This is a genomic window from Nonomuraea sp. NPDC049684, assembly GCF_044465345.1.
Classification (GTDB): Bacteria; Actinomycetota; Actinomycetes; order Streptosporangiales; family Streptosporangiaceae; genus Nonomuraea.
Genome location: NZ_JBITLO010000005.1, coordinates 197299 through 217051, shown reverse-complemented (window position 1 = coordinate 217051; position 19753 = coordinate 197299). Strand labels below are relative to the sequence as shown.

The following is a 19753-nucleotide window of genomic DNA, read 5'->3' as shown; positions in this document are numbered from 1 at the left end:
AAACCGGAGGTTGGACTATCGGAGCTCAATGGGAATGCTCCCCCATCAATCTGTCGGCCCCTTCGGCGATCATCTCGGCCGCCAGGAGGCGGCCCAGCTGTGCAGCCTCCGAAGGAGAACCGGCGGCGGACTTGCGGACCGCTTCGCGGCCGTCGATGGAGACGACCACGGCGGTCAGGTTCAGAGTGTGCCCGTGATCGGCCGCGAAAGCACCCACGGGGGCGGCGCAGCCTGCTTCCAGGGCGGACAGCACGGCGCGCTCGGCGGTCACCGCGCTGCGCGTGCGCGGGTCGTCGAGCACGGACAGGGTCTCGATCAGGTCGGCGCGCGCGGCCAGGCACTCCACGGCGAGCGCGCCCTGGCCGGGGGCCGGCAGCAGCTCCTCGACCTCGAAGATCTGCGCGATCTCGCCGCCGCGGCCGAGCCTGGTGAGCCCGGCGCTGGCCAGCACGACGGCGTCGAGCTCGCCCGCGGCGATCTTGCCGATGCGCGTGTCGGCGTTGCCGCGGATCGGGACGTACTCCAGGTCGGGGCGGAGCGCGCTCAGCATGGCGACGCGGCGCGGCGAGCCCGTGCCGACCCGGGCCCCGGCGGGCAGGTCGGCGAACTTGTGCGAGCCGACCAGCGCGTCGCGGTGGTCGTGGCGCTCGGGGAGCGCGGCCAGCGTGAAGCGCGGGTCCTGCTTGGTCGGCAGGTCCTTCAGCGAGTGGACGGCGAAGTCGATCTCACCCTCGACCAGCTTGTCGCGCAACGCGCTGACGAACACGCCGGTGCCGCCGAGCTGCGCCAGGTGCGCCTTGGTCACGTCGCCGAAGGTCGTCACGCCCACCAGCTCGACCGGACGCCCGGTGCGCGCGGTGAGAGCGTCGGCCACCATCTGGGACTGCGTGGTCGCCAGCATGCTGCGGCGGGTACCCAACCGCAGGTTCACAGCTCCACCTCCCTCACGGCCGCGGGCATCTTCGGATCGAGATCGAACAATTCACGCAGGGCTTCCGCATAATGATCGCCCCCTGGACCGGCGGCGAGCTGCTTGACACGCACAGTCGGCTCGTGAAGCAGTTTGTCAACGACCCGCTGCACGGTCATGGCGATCTCGTCCCTGGCCTTGTCGTCGAGATCGGGCATGCGCATCATCAGGCGGCCCAGCTCGGACTCCACCACGCCCGCCGCCTTGCTGCGCAGCGCCACCACGGTCGGGGTGACGCGGGCGGCGCGGGCGGCGTCGAGGTAGGCGTTCAGCTCCTCGGCCACGAGCGCGCGCACGGACTCGACGGCGTCGCCGCCGCGCGCGCCGACGCCGGACTCCTGGATCGTCTCCAGGTCTACCAGCGTGACGCCGGGCACCTGGCGCACGGCCGGGTCGATGTCGTGCGGCAGCGCCAGGTCGAGCAGGAACACGCCCCTGGTCAGCATGTCGGGGGTGATGACGTGCCGCCCGGCGCCGGTGCAGGTGATGACGACGTCGGCGCCCGCCAGCTCCTCGCGCACGGCGGCGAACGCGACGGCCCGCCCGCCGACCGATTCGGCCAGCCGCGCGCCCCGCTCGTACGTGCGGTTGGCCACGACGATGTCGGTGACCCCGGCGCGCTGGAGCGTGACGGCGGCCAGCGAGCTCATCGAGCCCGCGCCCACCACCAGCGCCCGCCGCCCGGCCAGGTCGCCGGCCAGCGCGAGGCCCGCCGAGACCAGCGAGGGGCCGGCCTGGTCGATGCCGGTGTCGGTGTGGGCGCGCTTGCCGACGCGCAGCGCCTGCTGCGTCAGCTCGTTGAGGGTCGCGCCGACCGTGCCGTGCTTCTGGGCGAGCTTGAGCGCCTGGCGGACCTGGCCCAGGATCTGGCCCTCGCCGACGGCCATGGAGTCGAGGCCGCACACCATCGAGAACAGGTGCTCGACGGCCCGCTCCTCGTAGTGCACGAAGAGATGCGGGGTCAGCTCGTCGGCCGGCACGCCGGAGTGAACGGCCAGCAGCCCGCTGATCGAGGTGACCGCGGCGTGAAAGCGGTCGACCGTGACGTAGATCTCGACCCTGTTGCAGGTCGAGATCACCATGGCCTCCGCGACGCTGGTGTCCTGCTGCACGTCGTGCAGCAGCTTGACCAGCGCGTCACCGGTCACCGAGACGCGTTCGAGAAGCGCCACCGGAGCGGTCCGGTGGCTGAGTCCGATCGCCAGAACACTCATTGACCGTCCACCGCCATGAGTGGCCCCCCAGCCTTGCGTTGCTCGTGGAACGCGAGAATCTGCAGTTCGATTGACAAGTCGACCTTCCGGACGTCGACGGTGTCCGGAACGGTGAGAACGACTGGGGCGAAGTTCAGGATGCTGGTCACGCCCACGGCGACAACACGATCGCACACTTCCTGCGCCGCTGCCGCCGGTGTCGCCAGTACCACGATCGAGACTCCACGCCGCTTGATGACGGCTTCCAGTTCGTCGATGTGCTCCACATTCAACCCCGCGATGGTGTCGCCCACGACTTCGGGGTCGGCGTCGAAGAGCGCGGCCACGCGGAAGCCCCTGGAGACGAAGCCGCCGTAGTTCGCCAGAGCGCGGCCGAGGTTGCCGACTCCGACGATCGCCACCGCCCAGTCCTGCGTCAGGCCGAGCTCGCGGGAGATCTGGTAGACGAGGTACTCCACCTCATAGCCTACGCCGCGGGTGCCGTACGAGCCGAGGTGCGAAAGGTCCTTGCGGAGCTTGGCCGAGTTCACGCCCGCGGCCACGGCCAGGTCCTCCGAGCTCACGGTCGCGACGCCGCGCTCCGCCATCCCGTGCAGCGCCCGGAGGTACAACGGAAGCCTGGCGACCGTCGCCTCGGGGATGCCGCGGTCACGGGACTGGGACGGGCTCTTCACGTGCCGGAGCTCCAGGGAACGGGCGGTGGGGACCGCTGAACGGATTAGAACCGTCTTTCAGGTTAATCCCTTTGTGAACCGATGCACAAAGTAGGGGCGCTACGGTTGGGACATGCATCGCATCACCTTGCTCGGCAAACCCGGCTGCCACCTCTGTGACGACGCCCGCGCGGTCATCGCCAGGGTGGCCGGAGAGCTGGGCGTGCCGTGGGAGGAGGTCAGCATCGACTCCTCCGAGGAGCTCAGGGAGAAGTACTGGGAGATGATCCCGGTGACGCTGATCGACGGCGTGCAGCACGACTTCTGGCGGGTCGACGAGGCCCGCCTGCGCGCCGCCCTCGCCTGGGACACGGCCTAGAACATGACGGTGGGCAGCGGCACCACCTTCGCGGCGTTGACGTTGAGCTCGATGACGTTGGTGGCCAGCACCATCGCCTGACGCTCGTTGAGGAACCGCTCGACGTGCGGCTGGCGCTGGTGGTCGCGGTAGGCGACCTCGTCGCGGTAGAGCTCGTAGACGATGCGCTGCAAGGGGGCCGACTTGACGGCGTGGCAGGCGTAGACGAGCGTGTCGGGCTCGCCGCGGCGCACGGCCTCGACAGTGGCCTCGGCCAGGCGGTCGAACGCCTCGCCGGCGCCGTCCATGATCGTGAAGACGGTGAGCAGGCCGTAGATGCTGGGCGAGGGCCTGCCGCCCGCCTGCTGCGGCTGCGACGGGGTGAACAGCTCGGCGCCCGGGTAGACCACGCCGGTGCCGGGCATCGCGTAGTCGGGCCGGGGGGGCTGGGCGTCCATGCGCGGGGAGGTGTCCATGCGCGGGGGCGGGGAGCCGTTCATGATGTAGCCGGTCGCGGGGCCCGAGTCGGGCGCGGCCCCCATCCGGGCGGCGTAGTCGACCTGCTGGTCGCCCGCCCGGTACTCGGCCACCAGGTCGCCCAGGCCGGGCGAGCGGCGCGGGGGCGCCACGGGAGGCGGCTCGGCGGCCGGCGCCGGCATCGGCACGGGCTCGGGCGCGGGCGCGGGCGCGACCCTGCGGCCAGGCCGGCGCTCCACGTCGTCGTGCGGCGTCTCCAGGTCGTCCTCGTCGTCCTCGTACGGCGCCAGCGGGCGCAGCATGGTGTACCAGATCGCCGCCGCGCCCACCGCGAGCAGCGCGGTGGTGAACAGCGGCGGCACCGCGAACCGCATGGCCCCCACCAGGGCGATGCTCGACGGCGCGATGACCAGGACCGCATGGAGGTTGTCGGTGTCGTACTCGTCGCCGCCGCGCCACTTGAGCCCGGCCACCACCACGCACGCCAGCAGGACGAGCACGTCGATCGCGTGCACGCCGATGAGCAGCTTGTCCGGGATGAGCCCCCACATGGCCGAGCCGGACGGCAGCGCCTTGCCCAGGTCGGTGGACCTGAGCGGGTCGAAGGTCAGGATCGCGACGGAGACGACGGTGAGCGCGATGCCGAACAGCCAGGCCAGGAACCTCGGCGGCACCTTGTCGGACAGCAGCTGGATCAGGCCCACGGCCAGCCAGAGCGGCGCGAGCAGCGACCCGGTCACCTGGTAGAGGCGGAACGTGACCGGCCCGAACCCCAGGACGTAACCGACGCCGATCGCGGCCAGCGACAGGCACAGGGCTCCAGCTGCAACGGTCCAGGCGATCAACCACCCCTCGGGCTCGTCGCGCAGCCGGCGGATCAGGGCTCCGGTCGCGACGGCGGCGAGGAGCGCACCGGCAAGGGCTATGACAGCAACGAGGATCTCCATGGTGACTCCAATGCTGCCGGACGATGCCTCCCGGCCGGTAGCCGAAGAGGAAACAGGCGCTCCATGAGGGGCTTCGCCGCAGGCTGTGGGGTAGGCGCCTATACGGTATAGGGCGATTACTCGTAGCCAGGCCAGCAGGCGCGGATTGTGGAATTTCCAGTTGATTTCTAGAGTATTCGAGCACGCCGCACCCCTGACCCCTAGGGATACCGGATGCCTGATTCGTGGCCGTTCGCCGGGCTGCTTGCTCCAGCGGTCGCTGGACCTGCCCGGACGGGCGAGCTTGGCGTGCGCGAAGAAGTGCCCGACGACATCCGCACCCTGGTGCTGCACGCCAAGAACGGATGCACGGACTCCTTTGGCACGCTCTACGACCGCTACGTCGACCTGGTCTACCGGTACATCTACTTCCGGGTCGGCTCCCACCAGCTCGCCGAGGACCTGACCAGCGAGACCTTCCTGCGCGCGCTGCGCAGGATCGGCGACTTCACCTGGCAGGGCCGCGACTTCGGCGCCTGGCTCGTCACCATCGCCAGGAACCTGGTGGCCGACCACTTCAAATCCGGCCGCTACCGACTGGAGATCCCGACGGGAGAGCTGATCGACGTGCCGCTCGAAGGCGCGCACATCCCGGAGAACGCGGTGGTCACGGCCATCATGAACGACCGGGTGCTGCGCGCCGTCCGCGATCTCAATCCCGACCAGCAGGAATGCGTGGTGCTGCGCTTCCTGCACGGCCTCTCGCTCGCGGAAACCGCGTTGATCATGGGGAAGAAGAGTGGAGCGATCAAAGCGCTGCAGTTTCGGGCCATCCGAACGCTCGCCAGGGCACTCAAGCACGACCTGGCGTAACCTCTCCCACCCGCACCTCGTTAGGCCAGTTGTCACGGCTGGATCCCTCAGGGAGCTGTCATGAGTAGGGCGCGCAGGCGGCGGGAGCTCGTCATCGAGCGTCTCACGGAGCTGCACGGCCCGTCTCTGGGCGGCGGGCCCGAGCCGGCCTTCCGCGAGCGCCTGCGCGAGGACCTGGTCTCCGGCCGCCTGCTGCTGACGGCCCCCGACGAGGAGCGCGCGCCGGTCACGTCCGTACGCCGGCGGCGTCGTCCGCTGCTGTCCCAGGTCGCCACGCTGGGGCTGGCGGGGGCCATGATGGTGGCCTCCTTCGCCACGTACCAGGCGGTCCCGGGCGACACGCTCTACCCGCTCAAGAGGGCCGCGGAGAGCACCCTCGTGCACCTGAGCACCGACGACGCCCAGCGCGGCGAGCGCGAGCTGGCCTCTGCCGAGACGCGCGCCAAGGAGGTCGCGAGCCTGCTCGGCTCGTCCACCGACAGCCCGCTGGTCGGCCAGACGCTCAAGGACATGGAGGACTCCACCCGCTCCGGGATCAGCCGGCTGACGCGTACGCAGCCCCGCTCGTCCAAGATCAAGAAGTTCGCCCAGAAGCAGCGGGAGACGGTCGAGCCGATGCTGGACCACCTCAACGAGGCACAGAAGGGACAGGCCGCCGGCTACCTCGACTACATCGAGGGGCTCGTCGCACCGGCTAGGTAAGCTGAACCGCATGTGGCGGCTAATGCGACGACGACACGAGGTTGGGGCCGAGGCCGCCGGCGAGGCCGCGGCGCGGGCGGCGGTCACCGTCGCGCCTGCCGAGCCGGTCGAACCCGACCTGGAGGCGGCGGCCTTCTTCGACGTCGACAACACCATGATGCGCGGCGCGTCCATCTACCACTTCGCCCGCGGGCTGGCCACGCGCGGCATGTTCACCACGTCCGATCTGCTGAAGTTCGCCGTCGGCCAGGCCGTGTTCCGGCTGCGCGGCAACGAGAACCCGGAGCACATCGCGGTCGCCCGGGAGACCGCGCTCGCCTTCGTCGCGGGCGCCAAGGTCGACGACGTCGTCCGCCTCGGCGAGGAGATCTACGACGAGGTCATGGCCGACCGCATCTGGGGCGGCACCCGCGCGCTCGCGCAGAGCCACCTCGACGCCGGCCAGCGGGTCTGGCTCGTCACGGCCACGCCCGTCGAGCTGGCCCGGGTCATCGCCCAGCGGCTCGGCCTCACCGGCGCGCTCGGCACGGTCGCCGAGACGGCCGGCGGCGTCTACACCGGCCATCTGGTGGGCGACCTGCTGCACGGCCCGGCCAAGGCCGAGGCGGTGCGCGCGCTGGCCCGCCGCGAAGGGCTCGACCTGACCCGCTGCACGGCCTACAGCGACTCGGCCAACGACCTGCCGATGCTGTCGCTGGTCGGCAGCGCGGTGGCGATCAACCCCGACAGCGAGCTGCGCGAGCACGCCAGGAAGCACGACTGGCCGGTCAAGGACTTCCGTACCGGCCGCAAGGCCACCATGACCGCTCTGCCGATCGCGGCCGGGGTGGGCGCGATCGCGGGCGGCGTGGCAGCGGGCATCGCCCTGCGCAGGCACTACCGCTCCCACTAGCCGCCCGCGCCGGTCATCGCAGGCGGTCGAACAGCTTCTGGGCGTCCGGCTGCTGCCACTCGACCCGGTTGGGGTCGTCCTGGGCCGGTTTCCAGGGCACGGTGGCGAACGCCACCTGCGTGGCGGGCATGCTCTTGGCCAGCTCGACCATGGCCTCCAGGCTCAGGTCCGTCCTGACCGACTTGCGGACTTCGCCGAGGAAGCCGCGCAGCCGGGCCGGGTCGGCGACCGTGCTCCTCGCCTTCTTCAGCATCGCCAGCAGCAGGATCTGCTGCCGCTTGATCCGCTGGACGTCCGAGCCGTCGCCGTAGCGGCGCAGGCGGGCGTAGCCGAGGGCGCTCTCGCCGTCGAGCATGACCTTGCCCGCGGGCAGTCTCAGCTTCGACGCCTTGTCGTCCACGGGGGATCTGAGCGTGATCTGCACGCCGCCGAGCGCGTCCACCATGCCCTTGAAGCCGGCGAAGTCGACCTCGACGGTGTGGTCCACCCGTACGCCGGTCAGCTTCTCCAGCGTCTTCCTCAGGCAGCCCGCTCCCCCGCTGTCGTACGCCGAGTTGATCATGTCCTTGCGCGCCGGGTCCGACCCGCACGACGGGATCTGCACGATCGAGTCGCGCGGCACGCTGATCCCGACGGCCTGGCCGCGGTCGGCGGGCACGTGCACGAGCAGGATGGTGTCGGAGCGCCTGCCGCCCTTGTCGGGCGTCCTGGCCAGGGCGGGGCCGTACTTGGCGTTGCCCGGTCCGCCGCGCGTGTCGGAGCCGATCACCAGGATGTTGCGGGCGCCGGTCATGTCGACCGGCCGGGCGCCCGTCGACGGACCGGCCACGGTGTTGCCGTTGACCAGCATGGTCGGCACCGCGACGGCCGCGGCCGTGCCCACGGCGACCAGGCCGGCCGTCCAGTAGGCGGTCCATCTGCGGCGCGGGCGCTCCCGCAGCAGGCGGTCGCGCTGGCGGGCGAGCGTCGGGGGCGGCTCGTGCTCCAGTTCCCCGCCGAGGTCGCGGAGCATCCGCAGATCGTCCATGGTCACTCCTCCTCCAGCATGGGGTTGGTGTCGCCGAGCGCGGCCCGTACCTTCCGCCTGCCCCTGTTGAGGCGGGAGCGCACGGTTCCGATCGGGATGCCGAGCGCCCGGGCGACCTCTTCGTAGGTGAGGTCGCCCCAGGCGATCAGCAGCAGGACGTCCCGGTCCTTGGCGGGCAGCGCGGCCAGCGCGCCCGCCAGGCGGGGACGGCTGGCCTGCGCCGTGACCCCCGCGGCGACGCGGTCGGCGGGCGACTCCACGTCCTGGTCGGGCGGGGTCCGCAGGAACGCCCGGTAACGCGCCGCCTCCTTGCGGTGGTGGCGGGAGATGAGCTTGGTGAGGATGCCGAAGAGCCACGGCCTGGCGTCGGGGCAGGACAGGTCGTAGCTCTTGCGGCGGGAGAAGGCGACGAGGAACGTCTCGCCGACGAGGTCCTCGGCGGGCTCAGGGCCGAGGCGTTTGGAGACGTACCGGTAGAGCATGGCGGAGTAGCGGTCGAACAGCGCGGCGAACGCCTCCGGCTCGGTCAGGGAGGCGCTCACGAGCTCCGAGTCCGCCCCCCTGGTGGCGGGTTGCGTGATCATCTCCGCCCTTCTGTGGAGAATCGGTCACGGATGTCTTGCCACAACCCGCCGGGAGGGTTCAGATCTCCTTGAGGAACCCGCCGTCCACGGCGATGTCGGCGCCGGTCGTGCTGCCCGAGCGCGGCGAGACCAGCAGGGCGACCATGTCGGCGATCTCCTGCGGGCTCACCAGGCGTCCGGTGGCCAGCTTCATCATGCCGGGGGCGACCTGGGCGATGACGTCCTCCTTCGAGGCGCCTGCCATCCCGGCGATGACGTCGGCGGCGCCGCCGTCCTTGGTCCACCAGTCGGTCAGCACCGGGCCGGGCGAGATCGTGTTCACCCGGACGCCCTGCGGGCCGTACTCCTCCGAGACGGCCTTGCTCACGTGGTTCATGGCGGCCTTGGCCGCGCCGTAGTCCACGTTCATGGCACCGGGCTGGCGGGCCGAGCCGGAGGAGATGTTCACGATGGAGCCGCCGCCGCGCTCCACCATGAGGGGCACGGCCGCGCGGATCATCCGTACGGCCGCGAACAGGTTGAACTCGAACATGGCCTGCCAGTCGTCGTCGCCCGGCGCCATGAACCCGACCCGGGGCAGCGTCACGCCGGGGGGCGGGCCGCCGGCGTTGTTGACCAGGATGTCCACCCCGCCGAACTCCTCGACGGCTCGGGCGATCACCCGGGCGGGCGCCTGCGGGTCCATCAGGTCCACCGCGACGTGCGTCACCTTGGCGTCGGGCGCGGTCCGCGAGGCCGCCACGACGTGCGCGCCCTCCTCCGCCAGGGTGCGCGCGACGGCCAGGCCGATGCCCTTGGACGCGCCGGTGACCACGGCCACGCGGCCGGAAAGCTGGAGATCCATCGAAGAGGTTCCTCTCGGGTGTCAGTGACTACACCCGCAGAACACCGGCCCGGCGCGACCGGTTGCACCCTTCACAGGAACGGCGGGAAGGCCGGCCCCCTGCGCAGCCGCAACTCGTTGAGCATCTGCTGGATGACCTCGCGCACGTGGTCGGTCAGGTTGAACACCAGCATCGGGTCGTCGGCCGCGGCGGGCTCGTACTCGTCGGTGCGGATCGGCTCGCCGAACTCGATCATCCACTTGGACGGCAGCGGCACCAGCCCGAGCGGCCCGAGCAGCGGGAAGAACGGCGTGATCGGCAGATAGGGGACGCCGAGGATGCGGGCCAGGAACTTCAGGTCGCCGATCTTCGGATAGATCTCCTCGGCCCCCACGATGGCCGTGGGCACGATCGGCACGCCCGCGCGGATCGCCGAGGCCACGAACCCGCCCCGGCCGAACCGCTGGAGCCTGTAGCGCTCGGAGAACGGCTTGCCGACGCCCTTGAAGCCCTCGGGGAACACGCCGACCAGCTCGCCCTTGCGCAGCAGCCGGTCGGCGTCCTCGGGGCAGGCCAGCGTGTGGCCGGTCTTGCGGGACAGGTGGCCGAGCAGCGGGAGCTGGTAGACCAGGTCGGCCCCGAGCAGGCGGACGGCCCGGCCCGCCTCGTCGTGCAGGGCGACCTGCATCATGAGCGCGTCGATCGGCAGCGTGCCGGAGTGGTTGGCCACCACCAGCGCGCCGCCCTCGGCGGGCACGTTCTTCAGCTCGGCCGTCTCGACCCTGAACCAGCGGTGGTAGAGCGGCCTGATCAGCTCAAGGAGCACCTTGTCGGTCAGCTCGGGGTCGTAGCCGAACTCGTCGACCTCGTACTCGCCGGTGATGCGCCGGCGGACGAACGCCAGCAGCCGGGCCAGCGGATCGGGCTCCTCGAAGGACGGCGCGGCGCTGATCGGGATCACCCGGCCCTCCTGCTCGTGCGGCACGCTCACGGACGCACACCTCCGAACGGATGCATACCCCGCGAACGCACGAAGTCGTCGAAGGCCGCCGCGGTGGTGTACTTGGGCCGCCAGCCCAGCTCGGCCTCCAGCCTGGCGGTGTCGACCGCCCGGCCGTAGCTCATCAGCCGCAGCTGCTCGGGCGAGTACTCGACGAGGCCGAGCCTGCGCACGGTGTTGCCGAGCGTGCGGAAGACGGGCGCGAACAGCGGCAGCGACGCCCGCCCGGCCCGGCGCGCGCACTGCGACAGCAGCAACACGCCTGCCCCGGCCACGTTGAACGTGCCGGGGTGGTCTTCGTTCGCCATCCTGCGCAGCACCTCGACCGCGTCGTCCTCATGGACGAACTGCAACCGCGGATCGAAGCCGAACACCGTCGGCAGGACGGGCTGGGTGAAGTAACGGGTGAGCGGCGAGTCGACGCCCGGACCCATGAAGTTGGCGAAGCGCAGCAGCGACACCGTCACGTCGGGGCGGCGGCGCGCGAAACCGCGCACGTAGCCCTCGACCTCCGCCGCGTCCTTGGCGTAGCCGTGGACCGGACCGACATGCGGTTCCAGGTCCTCGGTGAACACCGCCGGATCGCGTGGGGACGAGCCGTAGACGGCGGTGGTGGAGCGCACCACCACGCGCCGCACGGTCGACGACCGCTGGCAGGCACCGAGCAGTTGCATGGTGCCTATGACGTTGTGCTCCTTCATGGCAGCCCTGCCGTCGCCCTTGGACGGGGCGCTGACCAGGCTCATGTGCACAACGGTGTCGATGTCCGCGGCCGCGATCACCTCAGCGATGTCGGGGCTGCGCAGATCGACCCGGACGAACTCCGTCCGGCCCAGAGTGATGCCGCCGTCCCGCGTCAGCGAGGGGGGCGGCACGGTGTCCACTCCGATGACGCGGCTGATCTCCGGGTCTGCCGCGAGGACGCTCGCCACCCGGGCGCCTATGTGGCGCGAGACCCCGGTGACAAGCACGGTGTGGGTCATCAGCGCCTCGCAGCTGCGTCGGTTACTTCTTGTTACGCCGCTGGATGCGCGTCTTCTTGAGCAGCTTGCGGTGCTTCTTCTTGGCCATCCGCTTGCGGCGCTTCTTGATCACAGAGCCCACGGGACCCCCAGGTACTGATAGCAAGTCTGAATCGATGTGCGAGCGCACACCGGGTCACAGACTACCGGCGATCCGAGGTAGATCGCCCCTTGGGGGGTGAGAGCCCGGCCTCGTGGTGCGCAGGCCGGGCCTCTCCCGCGACCGAATTCACGGCGCGTTCGGGCGCGCCGCTACTTCAACCTGCCTCGATGTAGGCCTCCCGCAGATAGTCGTGGACCGCCTGCTCGGGCACTCTGAAGGACCGGCCAACTCGGATGGCCGGCAGCTCCCCTGAGTGGACGAGCCGGTACACCGTCATCTTGGACACCCTCATGACCGTCGCGACTTCAGCCACGGTCAGGAACTTCACCTCGCTGAGAGGTCTTTCGCCTGCACCCATCGGACGCCTCTTCCGCACGTGTTTCCGGGTTATCCCCACTGGTGCCATTGCTCACGCACGTGTACTGCCGTCAGCGTAAGTCGGGACTCCGGGTGCGCAAACCCCCTATTTTCTCAGTCCGCGGAGCCACCTGTCAGCCGGACCAGTAAAGTCGCTGGTTAGCAGCCAGGCCGAGCACCTCGCCTGGACCTTGGAACTGTCCAAGTTGTCACACATAAGAGTCGCCCAAGCCCCGTCAAAAGTTGGCAAAGGGACAGCGAGCCCCTTGGAATGCAGGCGCGAAAAGACGGTATGCGGAGGGCCGTTTTCGACTCAAAGGGCTCGTGAGACCAGAGTGACCAACCGCTCGGTCAGCGGAGTGTAATAGCGGGGTAGCACATTGTCGTCGAGTGGCACGACGACGTCGATCTTTCCCTCGGCCTCGCCGAGGAACAGGCCGGGGTCGTTGCTGTCGGCGAAGGCCACCGTCGGCACGCCCGCCTCGCCCGCCGCCCCCGCCCAGCCGTGGTCGGCGATCACCAGGTCGGGCAGCTCGCCTTCGAGCTCGTCGAGCATGTGCCGCATCGGGGCCGAGTCGTGGGTGTGCACGAAGCCGCCGCGGTCGTCGAGCATGGCGACGTCCTGGAGGTAGCGGATGCGGCGCGGGCGTCCGAAGCCGGAGCCGGCGTACGTCCAGCCCTCGGCCGGGGTGAGCAGGGTCGCGCCGCGCTCGACGGCGAACCTGGCCAGCGGCAGGTGGACGGCGAGCAGCCCGGTCGGGTGGCCGGTGGCGAACAGCACCCGGGGGGACGGCCGCGACAGCACCGACGCGATGCGCGCCGCCATGGCGTCGATCGCGTCGATCGTCAGGTCGGCGTCGATGGTGTCCTGGCCCCGGCGGTGGCCCGGGTCGGCGACCACGCCGGCCGACTTGGCCATCAGGTCGAGGACGTCCCGGAAGGTCCACGGCTGCTCGAACGTCAGGCCGAGCATGTAGTACGGGTCGCGGTTGGCCAGCGAGCTGTAGTGGTCGAGGTTGTTCTCGCGCGACGTCGCGACGTCACCGGCGATGCGGCTGTGGATCAGGTGTCGGCGGAGTTCGTCGCGGCTCAGCACAGGTCTTCCTCATCAGGGGCATCGAGGACGTCAGGCGTCGTGAGGGCAGTCGTCAGGGCATCGGGTCGAGGCCGTGCAGGGGGAACACCGCCTGCCGGGTCGCCATGACCGCACGGTCGATGGGGTCCGCTGGGTCATAACCGCCGGAGATGTCGTGAAATTCCGGATTGCGCCCGTCGGTCATGGTCAGCGGGGGCGTCTCGCCGGTGCGCTCCCTGACGTACTGGCGCCAGGCTTCGGGGGTGGGCGTGGCCGGATCGACGGGATGGCCGGCCGCCTCGGCGATGAGGTGCGTCCAGATGCGCGGCACGACCTGGACCAGCTCGTAACCGCCGCCGCCCACCGCGATCCACCGGCCGCCCGCCGTCTCGTGCGCCAGGTCGTGCAGGGCGGCGTAGGCGGCGCGCTGGCCGTCGATGCTGAGCATGAGGTTGGCGAGGGGGTCGAGCGCGTGGCTGTCGCAGCCGTGCTGGGTGACCAGGATCTGCGGGCCGAACTCGCGCAGCAGCGGCGGCACGACCGCGTGGAAGGCGCGCAGCCAGCCGGAGTCGCCGCAGCCGGCCGGGAGCGCCACGTTGACGGCCGTGCCATCCGCGCCGGTCTCGTGCGGGAAGCCGGTGCCCGGGAACAGCGTGCGCGGGCTCTCGTGCAGGCTGATCGTCAGCACCCGGGGGTCGTCGTAGAAGACGGCCTGCACGCCGTCGCCGTGGTGCACGTCGACGTCGACGTAGGCCACCCGCGTGGCCCCCTGCTCCAGCAGCCAGGCGATGGCCAGGGCCGGGTCGTTGTAGACGCAGAAGCCGCTGGCCGCGGCCGGCATGGCGTGGTGGAGCCCGCCCGCGACGTTGACCGCGTGCTCGGCCCGGCCCTCCCAGACCGCGCGCGCCGCCGCCAGGGACGCCCCCGCGATCAGCGCGGACGCCTCGTGCACGCCCTTGAAGGCAGGATTGTCGGTGGTGCCGAGCCCCGCCCGCAGGTCGGGCACGCCGGCCACGGAGACGCCCTTGACCGCCTCGATGTAGCCGCGGTCGTGCACCAGCGCCAGCTCGTCGTCGCCGGCGGGCGCGCAGCCGGCCATCTCGACCTTGTCGAGGACGCCGAGCGAGCGGGCGAGCGCGATCGTCAGCTCGACCCTGATGGGCGCCAGCGGGTGGCTCGGGCCGAAGTTGTAGGAGGTGAGAGCGTCGTCCCAGATGACTCGTGCCGTTCGGCTCATGCCCCGCCCTCCGCGCGTCCCTCACCTTGCGCCGACGTTACCGCAGCGCCCTGTTCCGGTTGTAGCCCGGGTGATCGTCGGGGACGGCCTGGGTCGCATCAGAAATTTCGTGACTTAGTGTTTTATGGTGCGCTGGGCGCGACCTTTCCTGAGAATCTTGAATTTCTTCCGACGTCCCCGGGTTTTCGACACCACGATCGTGGTCGTGCTCGCCCTGTTCGCGGGCCTCGGGCTGATCCTGTCGTCCGTCCAGACGGGGGTCGACGGGGCGCTGGGGTCGGCGCACTTCCTGCTGACCAGCGTGCTGCTGCTCGTCCGCCGGAGCAGGCCGGTGCTGGTGGCCGGGGCCGTCACGGCGTTCGACGTGATCGGCATCGCGGCCGGACTGGTGACCTCGGCCACCGTCCCGGAGGCGATCGCGTTCTACAGCCTGGCGCGCCACTCCTCCGGCCGCCCGTCGCTGGTCATGACGGCCGTGGGGATGGCCGCCTACGGCACGGTGATGGAGATCAAGGGACCGGGCATCGGGCAGTTCCTGGCCGGCGCCTTCGTCGTCGCGATCCCGGCCGGCATCGGCGCGCTGGTCAAGACCAGGGCCGAGCTGCACGAGCGGGGCAGGCGGGCGGCCGCCGACGCCGCCGTGCAGGCCGAGCGTCGGCGCATCGCGAGGGAGCTGCACGACGTCGTCGCGCACCACATCACGGTGATCAACGCCCTGGTCGGCGGCGCGCGGGCGACGCTCGCGCCCGAGCAGGAGGTCACCCGGGAGGCGCTGGAGAGCGCCCAGGAGACCGCCCGCCAGGCGATGTCGGAGATGCGCCGGCTGCTGCACGTGCTGCGGGCCGACGGCAACGACGGCCCGGACGCCGCGACCGGCGTGGGGGCCGACCGGCTGCCCGCGCTCATCGGCGAGGCCAGGAGCGCCGGGCTGCCCGCCAGCCTGACCGTCACGGGCGAGCCGGTGACGCTGCCCACGGCCGTGGACCACGCCGTCTACCGGATCGTGCAGGAGGCCCTGACCAACACCCGCAAGCACGCGTCCGGCGCCAGGGCCAGCGTGCGCCTGGCCTACGGGTCCGAGGCGGTGGAGGTGGAGGTGCTCGACGACGGCGTGCCGCAGCAGGGCGGCACGCCGGGGTTCGGGCTGGGCGGCATGGCCGAGCGGGTCGCGTTGTGCGGCGGCCGGCTCACGACCGGCCCGCGCCCCGGGGGAGGATTCCGGGTGCACGCCCGCATCCCCCTGGAGGCAACATGATCACGGTGCTGCTGGTCGACGACCACGAGCTGGTCCGCAAGGGGTTCCGGCTGATGCTCGACGCGCAGCCCGACCTGTCCGTGGTGGGCGAGGCCGGCGACGGCGAGCTGGCCGTCGAGCTGAGCCGGCGGCTGCGTCCCGACGTGGTGCTGATGGACCTGCACATGCCGGGGCTCGACGGCGTGCGGGCGACCGAGATGATCACCTCGGAGCTGCCGGGCGTGCGGGTGCTCGCGCTGAGCACGTTCGACCTGGACGAGAACGTGGTCGCGGCGCTGCGGGCGGGCGCCGACGGCTTCCTGCCCAAGGACGTCTCCCCCGAGGAGCTGATCGAGGGCGTCCGCGTGGTGCACCGGGGCGAGTCGGCGGTCGCGCCGCGGCTGCTGACCCGGCTGATCGGCACGTTCGTCCGGGCGTCGAGGCCGCCGGCCGCGCCCGCGCCGCCCGTGCTGGACGCGCTGACCGAGCGCGAGCGGGAGATCCTCGTACTGATCGCCAGAGGCCGGTCGAACACCGAGATCGCCGGGCAGCTCGCCGTCTCCCCCTCGACCGTCAAGAACCACGTGACCAGCCTGTTCGCCAAGATCGGGGTCAGGGACCGGGCGCAGGCCGTGATCGTCGCGTACGAGGCGGCGCTGATCAAACCTGGAGACTAGGACCAGGCTCCCAGGCCGTCACCGGCAAGAACGTCCTCACGGCCGAAGAGAACGGCGGGCCCCGGCGGCACGCTTGGTGGCATGACGGCGATTCGCGCAACCAACCTGAGCAAACGCTACGGCGCCACCCACGCCGTCGCGGACCTGTCGTTCGACGTCGAGCCCGGCCAGGTGACCGGGTTCCTCGGGCCCAACGGCGCCGGCAAGTCCACGACCATGCGGATGATCCTCGGCCTCGACCGGCCGTCGAGCGGGTCCGTGCTGGTGGACGGACGGCCGTACCAGGAGCACCGGCACCCGCTGCGCAAGGTGGGCGCGCTGCTGGACGCCAAGGCCGTGCACGGCGGCCGCAGCGCCCGCAACCACCTGCTGGCCATCGCCCAGAGCAACGGCATCCCGGCGGGCCGGGTGACCGAGGTGCTGGAGGCCGTCGGCCTGCGCGAGGTGGCGCGGCGGCGGATCGGCGGCTTCTCGCTCGGCATGTCGCAGCGCCTGGGCATCGCGGCCGCGCTGCTCGGCGACCCCGAGATCCTGCTCTTCGACGAGCCGGTCAACGGGCTCGACCCCGAGGGCATCCTGTGGATCCGCACGTTCATGCGCAAGCTGGCCGCCGAAGGGCGGACGGTGTTCGTCTCCAGCCACCTCATGAGCGAGATGGCCCAGACGGCCGACCACCTGATCGTGATCGGCCGGGGCCGGCTGATCGCCGATACGAGCGTGCAGGAGTTCATCGGGCGCAGCTCGCAGGGCTACGTACGGGTGCGCTCGCCGCGCCTGGCCGAGGTCGCCGAGCTGGTGAAGGTGGGCGACCTGTACCCCGACCACCTGCGCGTCACCGCGATGAGCACGCTGGAGATCGGCACCCTGACCGCTCGGGCCGGGATCCCCCTGGAGGAGCTGACATTCGTGCAGCCCTCGCTCGAAGCGGCGTACATGGAGCTCACCAAGGACAGTGTGGAGTACTCGTCATGACCAACATCCTGAGGTCCGAATGGACCAAGATCCGCTCGGTGCGTTCGACGGTGTGGACGCTCGCCGTCACCGCCCTGCTCATGATCGGCCTGGGCGGGCTGCTGTCGGTGGCGTCCAGGGCCACGGCCGGTGGGCAGCCCATCACCGGCGACCAGGCCGTCATGACGAGCCTGACCGGTCTGATGTTCGCCTCGCTGTCCATGGCCACGCTGGGCGTGCTGGTGATCTCCAGCGAGTACCGGACCGGCGGCATCCGCACGTCGCTGCTGGCCGTGCCGAGGCGGATGAGGCTGCTCACCGGCAAGATCGTGGTGTTCACCGTGACGGCGCTGGTCGTCTCCACGGTCGCGGCGGCCGCCGCGGTGGCCGTCGGCCTGGCGATCCTCCGGCCGGGCTCGGTCGACCCGGGGACCGTGGCGCAGTCGGTGTTCGGGGCCGGGCTCTACCTCACCGCCTGCGGCCTGTTCGGGCTGGGGCTCGGCACGCTGATCCGGCACACGCCGGGCGCGATCGTCTCGGCCATCGCGCTGATGCTGGTGCTGCCGCAGCTCACCAGCGCGCTGCCCGGCGAGTGGGGCAAGGCCGTCGCCGACCACTTCACCACCAACGCCGGCCTGGAGATCGTGCTGGACCAGCCCGGGAACCCGCTCGGACCGTGGAGCGGGCTCGGCGTCTACGCGCTGTGGGTGGCCGCCGCGGTGGTGGCGGGGGCCGTGCTCATGCAGCGGCGGGACGCCTGAGCCGCACCCTGCGGCCGGGCTCCCCCGCCGCCGGTCAGCTTTCGAGGCGACCGCGCTCCCCCGCCGCCGGTCAGCCCGAGGCGAGCTGGCGGCCCCGGTCGCGGGCGGCCTCGATGGCGGCCAGGAAGGCGGCGCGCACGCTGTGGCGCTCCAGCTCGGCGATGGCCGCGATGGTGGTGCCGCCCGGCGAGGTGACGGCCTCCCGCAGGATCACCGGGTGCTCCCCGGAGTCGCGCAGCATCACGGCCGCGCCGACGATCGACTGCGTGACCATGTCGAGCGCGGCGGCCCGCGGCATGCCGAGCAGGATGCCCGCGTCGACCATGGCCTCGACCAGGTAGAAGAAGTAGGCGGGGCCGCTGCCGGACAGCGCGGTCGCGGCGTCCTGCTGGGACTCGGGGATGCGCAGCACCTTGCCGACCGGCTTGAGCAGGCCCTCGGTGAGCTTGAGGTGCTCCTCGCCGGCGTGCGCGCCCGCCGAGATCACGCTCATCGCCTCGTCGAACTTGATCGGCGTGTTGGACATGACCCGGACCACCGGCACCTCGACGCCGAGCCGCTGCTCCACGAAGGCGGTGGTGATGCCGGCCGCCGCCGTGATGACCAGGCGGTCGGCCGGGACGTAGGGGGCGATCTCCGCCAGCAGGGTCGCCATGTCCTGGGGCTTGACGGCCAGGATCAGGGTGTCGGCCGACTTGGCCGCCTCGGCGTTGCCGACCGTGCGCACGCCGTAGGTCTCGCGCAGCGCCTGCGCCCGCTCCGGACGGCGGCTGGTCGCCATGATGTCGCCCGGCTTGAACCCGGCGCGCAGCAGCCCGGACAGCAGGGCCTCGCCCATCTTGCCGGTGCCCAGAATCGCGATCATCTCGACCTCTCGAAGGGGAACGGACGCCGGCCCAGCCTACTAGCCCCGCGACAGCAGCGACCTGAGGAAGAACGCCAGGTTACGGGGGCGTTCGGCCAGGCGGCGCATGAGGTAGGCGTACCAGTCGGCGCCGTACGGGACGTACACGCGCACCTGGCCGCCGAGCCCGGCCAGACGGCGCTGCTCGCCGGGGCGCACGCCGTACAGCATCTGGTACTCGAAGCCGTTGACGTCGCGGCCGTCGAGCACGGCCAGGGTGGAGGCGATCTGGATCATCCTGGGGTCGTGCGTGGCGATCATGGGGTAGCCGGTGCCCGCCATGAGGATCTTGAGGCAGCGCACGAACGATCGGTCGATGTCGGCCGGCCTGCTGTAGGCGCCGGGGGCGGTGTAGGCGCCCTTGCAGAGCCGTACGCGGGCGCCGGCCAGCTTCTCGCAGCGTTCGAGCGCGTCGGGCAGGTACGCCTGGACCACGATCCCGACGTCGGGGTGCTCCTTGCGCAGGGTGGCGTGCACGAAGTGCAGGCCGCCGATCGTGTCGTGCTCCTCGGCGTCGAGCGTGATCGTGATGCCGCGGGCGGCCGCCACCTCGCAGATGGTGGCCGCGTTGTCGAGCGCGACCTGCTCCGACAGCCGGAGCCCGAGCGCGGTCAGCTTGACCGAGGCGTCGCCGCCCGGCGGCAGCCGGTCGAGCAGCGACAGGTACTCGCGCACGGCCGCCTCGGCCTGTCTCCGGTCGGTCACCTCTTCGCCCAGGTGGTCGACTGTCACGAGCAGGCCCTCGTGCGACAGCCCGCGGATGACCGCGCCGACGTCGTCGGCGACGTATCGCTTGACCACGTCCCTGGTCAGCGGCGATGTGGTGATGACGCGTTCGGCGCGTTCGCTCTTGGAGACGGCGAGCATTGCCTGACGGAGCACGTGACCCACACTAACCGCCCACTTCCCGGGTATATCGCTGAACCGCGGAC

Annotated in this window: 23 protein-coding genes; 8 read left to right on the top strand and 15 right to left on the bottom strand. The window is 71.1% G+C overall.

Going from position 1 to position 19753, the window contains the following annotated elements; all coding sequences use genetic code 11:
- Positions 1-25 precede the first annotated feature (25 nt).
- The 3 genes from hemC to ACIBST_RS18120 are packed head-to-tail and all read right to left on the bottom strand — an operon-like array spanning position 26 to position 2858.
- Positions 26-931, bottom strand: coding sequence for a hydroxymethylbilane synthase (gene hemC, locus ACIBST_RS18130; RefSeq protein WP_397172876.1), 906 nt, complete (start codon positions 929-931; stop codon positions 26-28).
- A complete protein-coding gene (locus ACIBST_RS18125) occupies positions 928-2184 on the bottom strand; it encodes a glutamyl-tRNA reductase (RefSeq protein WP_397172875.1) in 1257 nt (418 codons plus the stop codon). Before ACIBST_RS18125 ends, hemC begins: the two co-directional genes overlap by 4 nt.
- Positions 2181-2858 (bottom strand): redox-sensing transcriptional repressor Rex, encoded by a 678-nt coding sequence (locus ACIBST_RS18120; protein ID WP_352357297.1) that lies wholly within the window; start codon positions 2856-2858, stop codon positions 2181-2183. The genes ACIBST_RS18125 and ACIBST_RS18120 overlap by 4 nt, the downstream gene beginning before the upstream one ends.
- A gap of 112 nt (positions 2859-2970) precedes the next feature.
- Here ACIBST_RS18120 and ACIBST_RS18115 point away from each other — a divergent pair, with 112 nt between their 5' ends.
- Complete coding sequence (locus ACIBST_RS18115; RefSeq protein ID WP_397172873.1) at positions 2971-3216, top strand: glutaredoxin family protein; 246 nt, start codon at positions 2971-2973, stop codon at positions 3214-3216.
- Here the strand turns inward: ACIBST_RS18115 and ACIBST_RS18110 are convergent.
- Positions 3213-4619 carry a putative quinol monooxygenase gene (locus tag ACIBST_RS18110; RefSeq protein WP_397172871.1) on the bottom strand — a complete coding sequence of 469 codons (1407 nt, stop codon included), beginning with the start codon at positions 4617-4619 and terminating at the stop codon, positions 3213-3215. The two genes, ACIBST_RS18115 and ACIBST_RS18110, sit on opposite strands and share 4 nt — an antisense overlap.
- 288 nt (positions 4620-4907) lie before the next feature.
- On the opposite strand from ACIBST_RS18110, the gene ACIBST_RS18105 reads away from it, so the two are divergent.
- The 3 genes from ACIBST_RS18105 to ACIBST_RS18095 are packed head-to-tail and all read left to right on the top strand — an operon-like array spanning position 4908 to position 7065.
- Complete coding sequence (locus tag ACIBST_RS18105; RefSeq protein WP_357966288.1) at positions 4908-5471, top strand: sigma-70 family RNA polymerase sigma factor; 564 nt, start codon at positions 4908-4910, stop codon at positions 5469-5471.
- A 60-nt stretch (positions 5472-5531) separates the two neighbouring features.
- Positions 5532-6173, top strand: a complete 642-nt coding sequence (locus ACIBST_RS18100) for a DUF5667 domain-containing protein (RefSeq protein ID WP_397172870.1) — start codon at positions 5532-5534, stop codon at positions 6171-6173.
- A gap of 22 nt (positions 6174-6195) precedes the next feature.
- Positions 6196-7065: an HAD family hydrolase gene (locus tag ACIBST_RS18095; protein ID WP_397172869.1), complete on the top strand. Its 870-nt coding sequence runs from the start codon at positions 6196-6198 to the stop codon at positions 7063-7065.
- Between the two features lie 13 nt (positions 7066-7078).
- Here the strand turns inward: ACIBST_RS18095 and ACIBST_RS18090 are convergent, their stop codons facing one another.
- The 9 genes from ACIBST_RS18090 to ACIBST_RS18050 all read right to left on the bottom strand — a co-directional run bounded on the left by ACIBST_RS18090 (position 7079) and on the right by ACIBST_RS18050 (position 14294).
- Positions 7079-8092 (bottom strand): LCP family protein, encoded by a 1014-nt coding sequence (locus tag ACIBST_RS18090; protein ID WP_397172867.1) that lies wholly within the window; start codon positions 8090-8092, stop codon positions 7079-7081.
- A gap of 2 nt (positions 8093-8094) precedes the next feature.
- Entirely contained in the window at positions 8095-8676 is a 582-nt protein-coding gene (locus tag ACIBST_RS18085; protein ID WP_397172865.1) for an RNA polymerase sigma factor, read from the bottom strand.
- A 58-nt stretch (positions 8677-8734) separates the two neighbouring features.
- Positions 8735-9520, bottom strand: a complete 786-nt coding sequence (locus ACIBST_RS18080) for an SDR family NAD(P)-dependent oxidoreductase (protein ID WP_352325267.1) — start codon at positions 9518-9520, stop codon at positions 8735-8737.
- Positions 9521-9591: 71 nt separating this feature from the next.
- Positions 9592-10491 (bottom strand): lysophospholipid acyltransferase family protein, encoded by a 900-nt coding sequence (locus tag ACIBST_RS18075; RefSeq protein WP_397172863.1) that lies wholly within the window; start codon positions 10489-10491, stop codon positions 9592-9594.
- Positions 10488-11483, bottom strand: a complete 996-nt coding sequence (locus ACIBST_RS18070; RefSeq protein WP_352325265.1) for an NAD-dependent epimerase/dehydratase family protein — start codon at positions 11481-11483, stop codon at positions 10488-10490. The genes ACIBST_RS18075 and ACIBST_RS18070 overlap by 4 nt, the downstream gene beginning before the upstream one ends.
- Positions 11484-11505: 22 nt before the next feature.
- The gene (locus ACIBST_RS18065; protein ID WP_018654693.1) at positions 11506-11604 is read right to left on the bottom strand and encodes a 30S ribosomal protein bS22; all 99 of its coding nucleotides are present in this window, start codon (positions 11602-11604) and stop codon (positions 11506-11508) included.
- A gap of 175 nt (positions 11605-11779) precedes the next feature.
- Entirely contained in the window at positions 11780-11983 is a 204-nt protein-coding gene (locus tag ACIBST_RS18060; RefSeq protein WP_026214222.1) for a helix-turn-helix domain-containing protein, read from the bottom strand.
- Between the two features lie 312 nt (positions 11984-12295).
- The gene (locus ACIBST_RS18055) at positions 12296-13078 is read right to left on the bottom strand and encodes a phosphatase (protein ID WP_397172862.1); all 783 of its coding nucleotides are present in this window, start codon (positions 13076-13078) and stop codon (positions 12296-12298) included.
- Between the two features lie 52 nt (positions 13079-13130).
- Complete coding sequence (locus tag ACIBST_RS18050; RefSeq protein ID WP_397172860.1) at positions 13131-14294, bottom strand: acetoin utilization protein AcuC; 1164 nt, start codon at positions 14292-14294, stop codon at positions 13131-13133.
- 157 nt (positions 14295-14451) lie between these two features.
- Between ACIBST_RS18050 and ACIBST_RS18045 the strand changes: the two genes are divergently transcribed.
- From ACIBST_RS18045 to ACIBST_RS18030, 4 genes are all read left to right on the top strand, one after another.
- On the top strand, positions 14452-15549 hold the full coding sequence (locus ACIBST_RS18045) for a sensor histidine kinase (protein ID WP_397172858.1): 1098 nt from the start codon (positions 14452-14454) through the stop codon (positions 15547-15549).
- Positions 15546-16205: a response regulator gene (locus ACIBST_RS18040; protein ID WP_397172857.1), complete on the top strand. Its 660-nt coding sequence runs from the start codon at positions 15546-15548 to the stop codon at positions 16203-16205. The genes ACIBST_RS18045 and ACIBST_RS18040 overlap by 4 nt, the downstream gene beginning before the upstream one ends.
- An 81-nt stretch (positions 16206-16286) precedes the next feature.
- Positions 16287-17177, top strand: coding sequence for an ABC transporter ATP-binding protein (locus tag ACIBST_RS18035; RefSeq protein ID WP_397172855.1), 891 nt, complete (start codon positions 16287-16289; stop codon positions 17175-17177).
- Positions 17174-17917, top strand: a complete 744-nt coding sequence (locus tag ACIBST_RS18030) for an ABC transporter permease (RefSeq protein WP_397172853.1) — start codon at positions 17174-17176, stop codon at positions 17915-17917. Before ACIBST_RS18035 ends, ACIBST_RS18030 begins: the two co-directional genes overlap by 4 nt.
- Before the next feature lie 70 nt (positions 17918-17987).
- On the opposite strand, the gene proC is transcribed toward ACIBST_RS18030, so the two are convergent.
- Both proC and ACIBST_RS18020 read right to left on the bottom strand, forming a co-directional pair.
- On the bottom strand, positions 17988-18782 hold the full coding sequence (proC, locus tag ACIBST_RS18025) for a pyrroline-5-carboxylate reductase (protein ID WP_397172852.1): 795 nt from the start codon (positions 18780-18782) through the stop codon (positions 17988-17990).
- 39 nt (positions 18783-18821) lie between these two features.
- On the bottom strand, positions 18822-19703 hold the full coding sequence (locus ACIBST_RS18020; RefSeq protein ID WP_397172850.1) for a proline dehydrogenase family protein: 882 nt from the start codon (positions 19701-19703) through the stop codon (positions 18822-18824).
- Between the last annotated feature and the right edge of the window lie 50 nt (positions 19704-19753).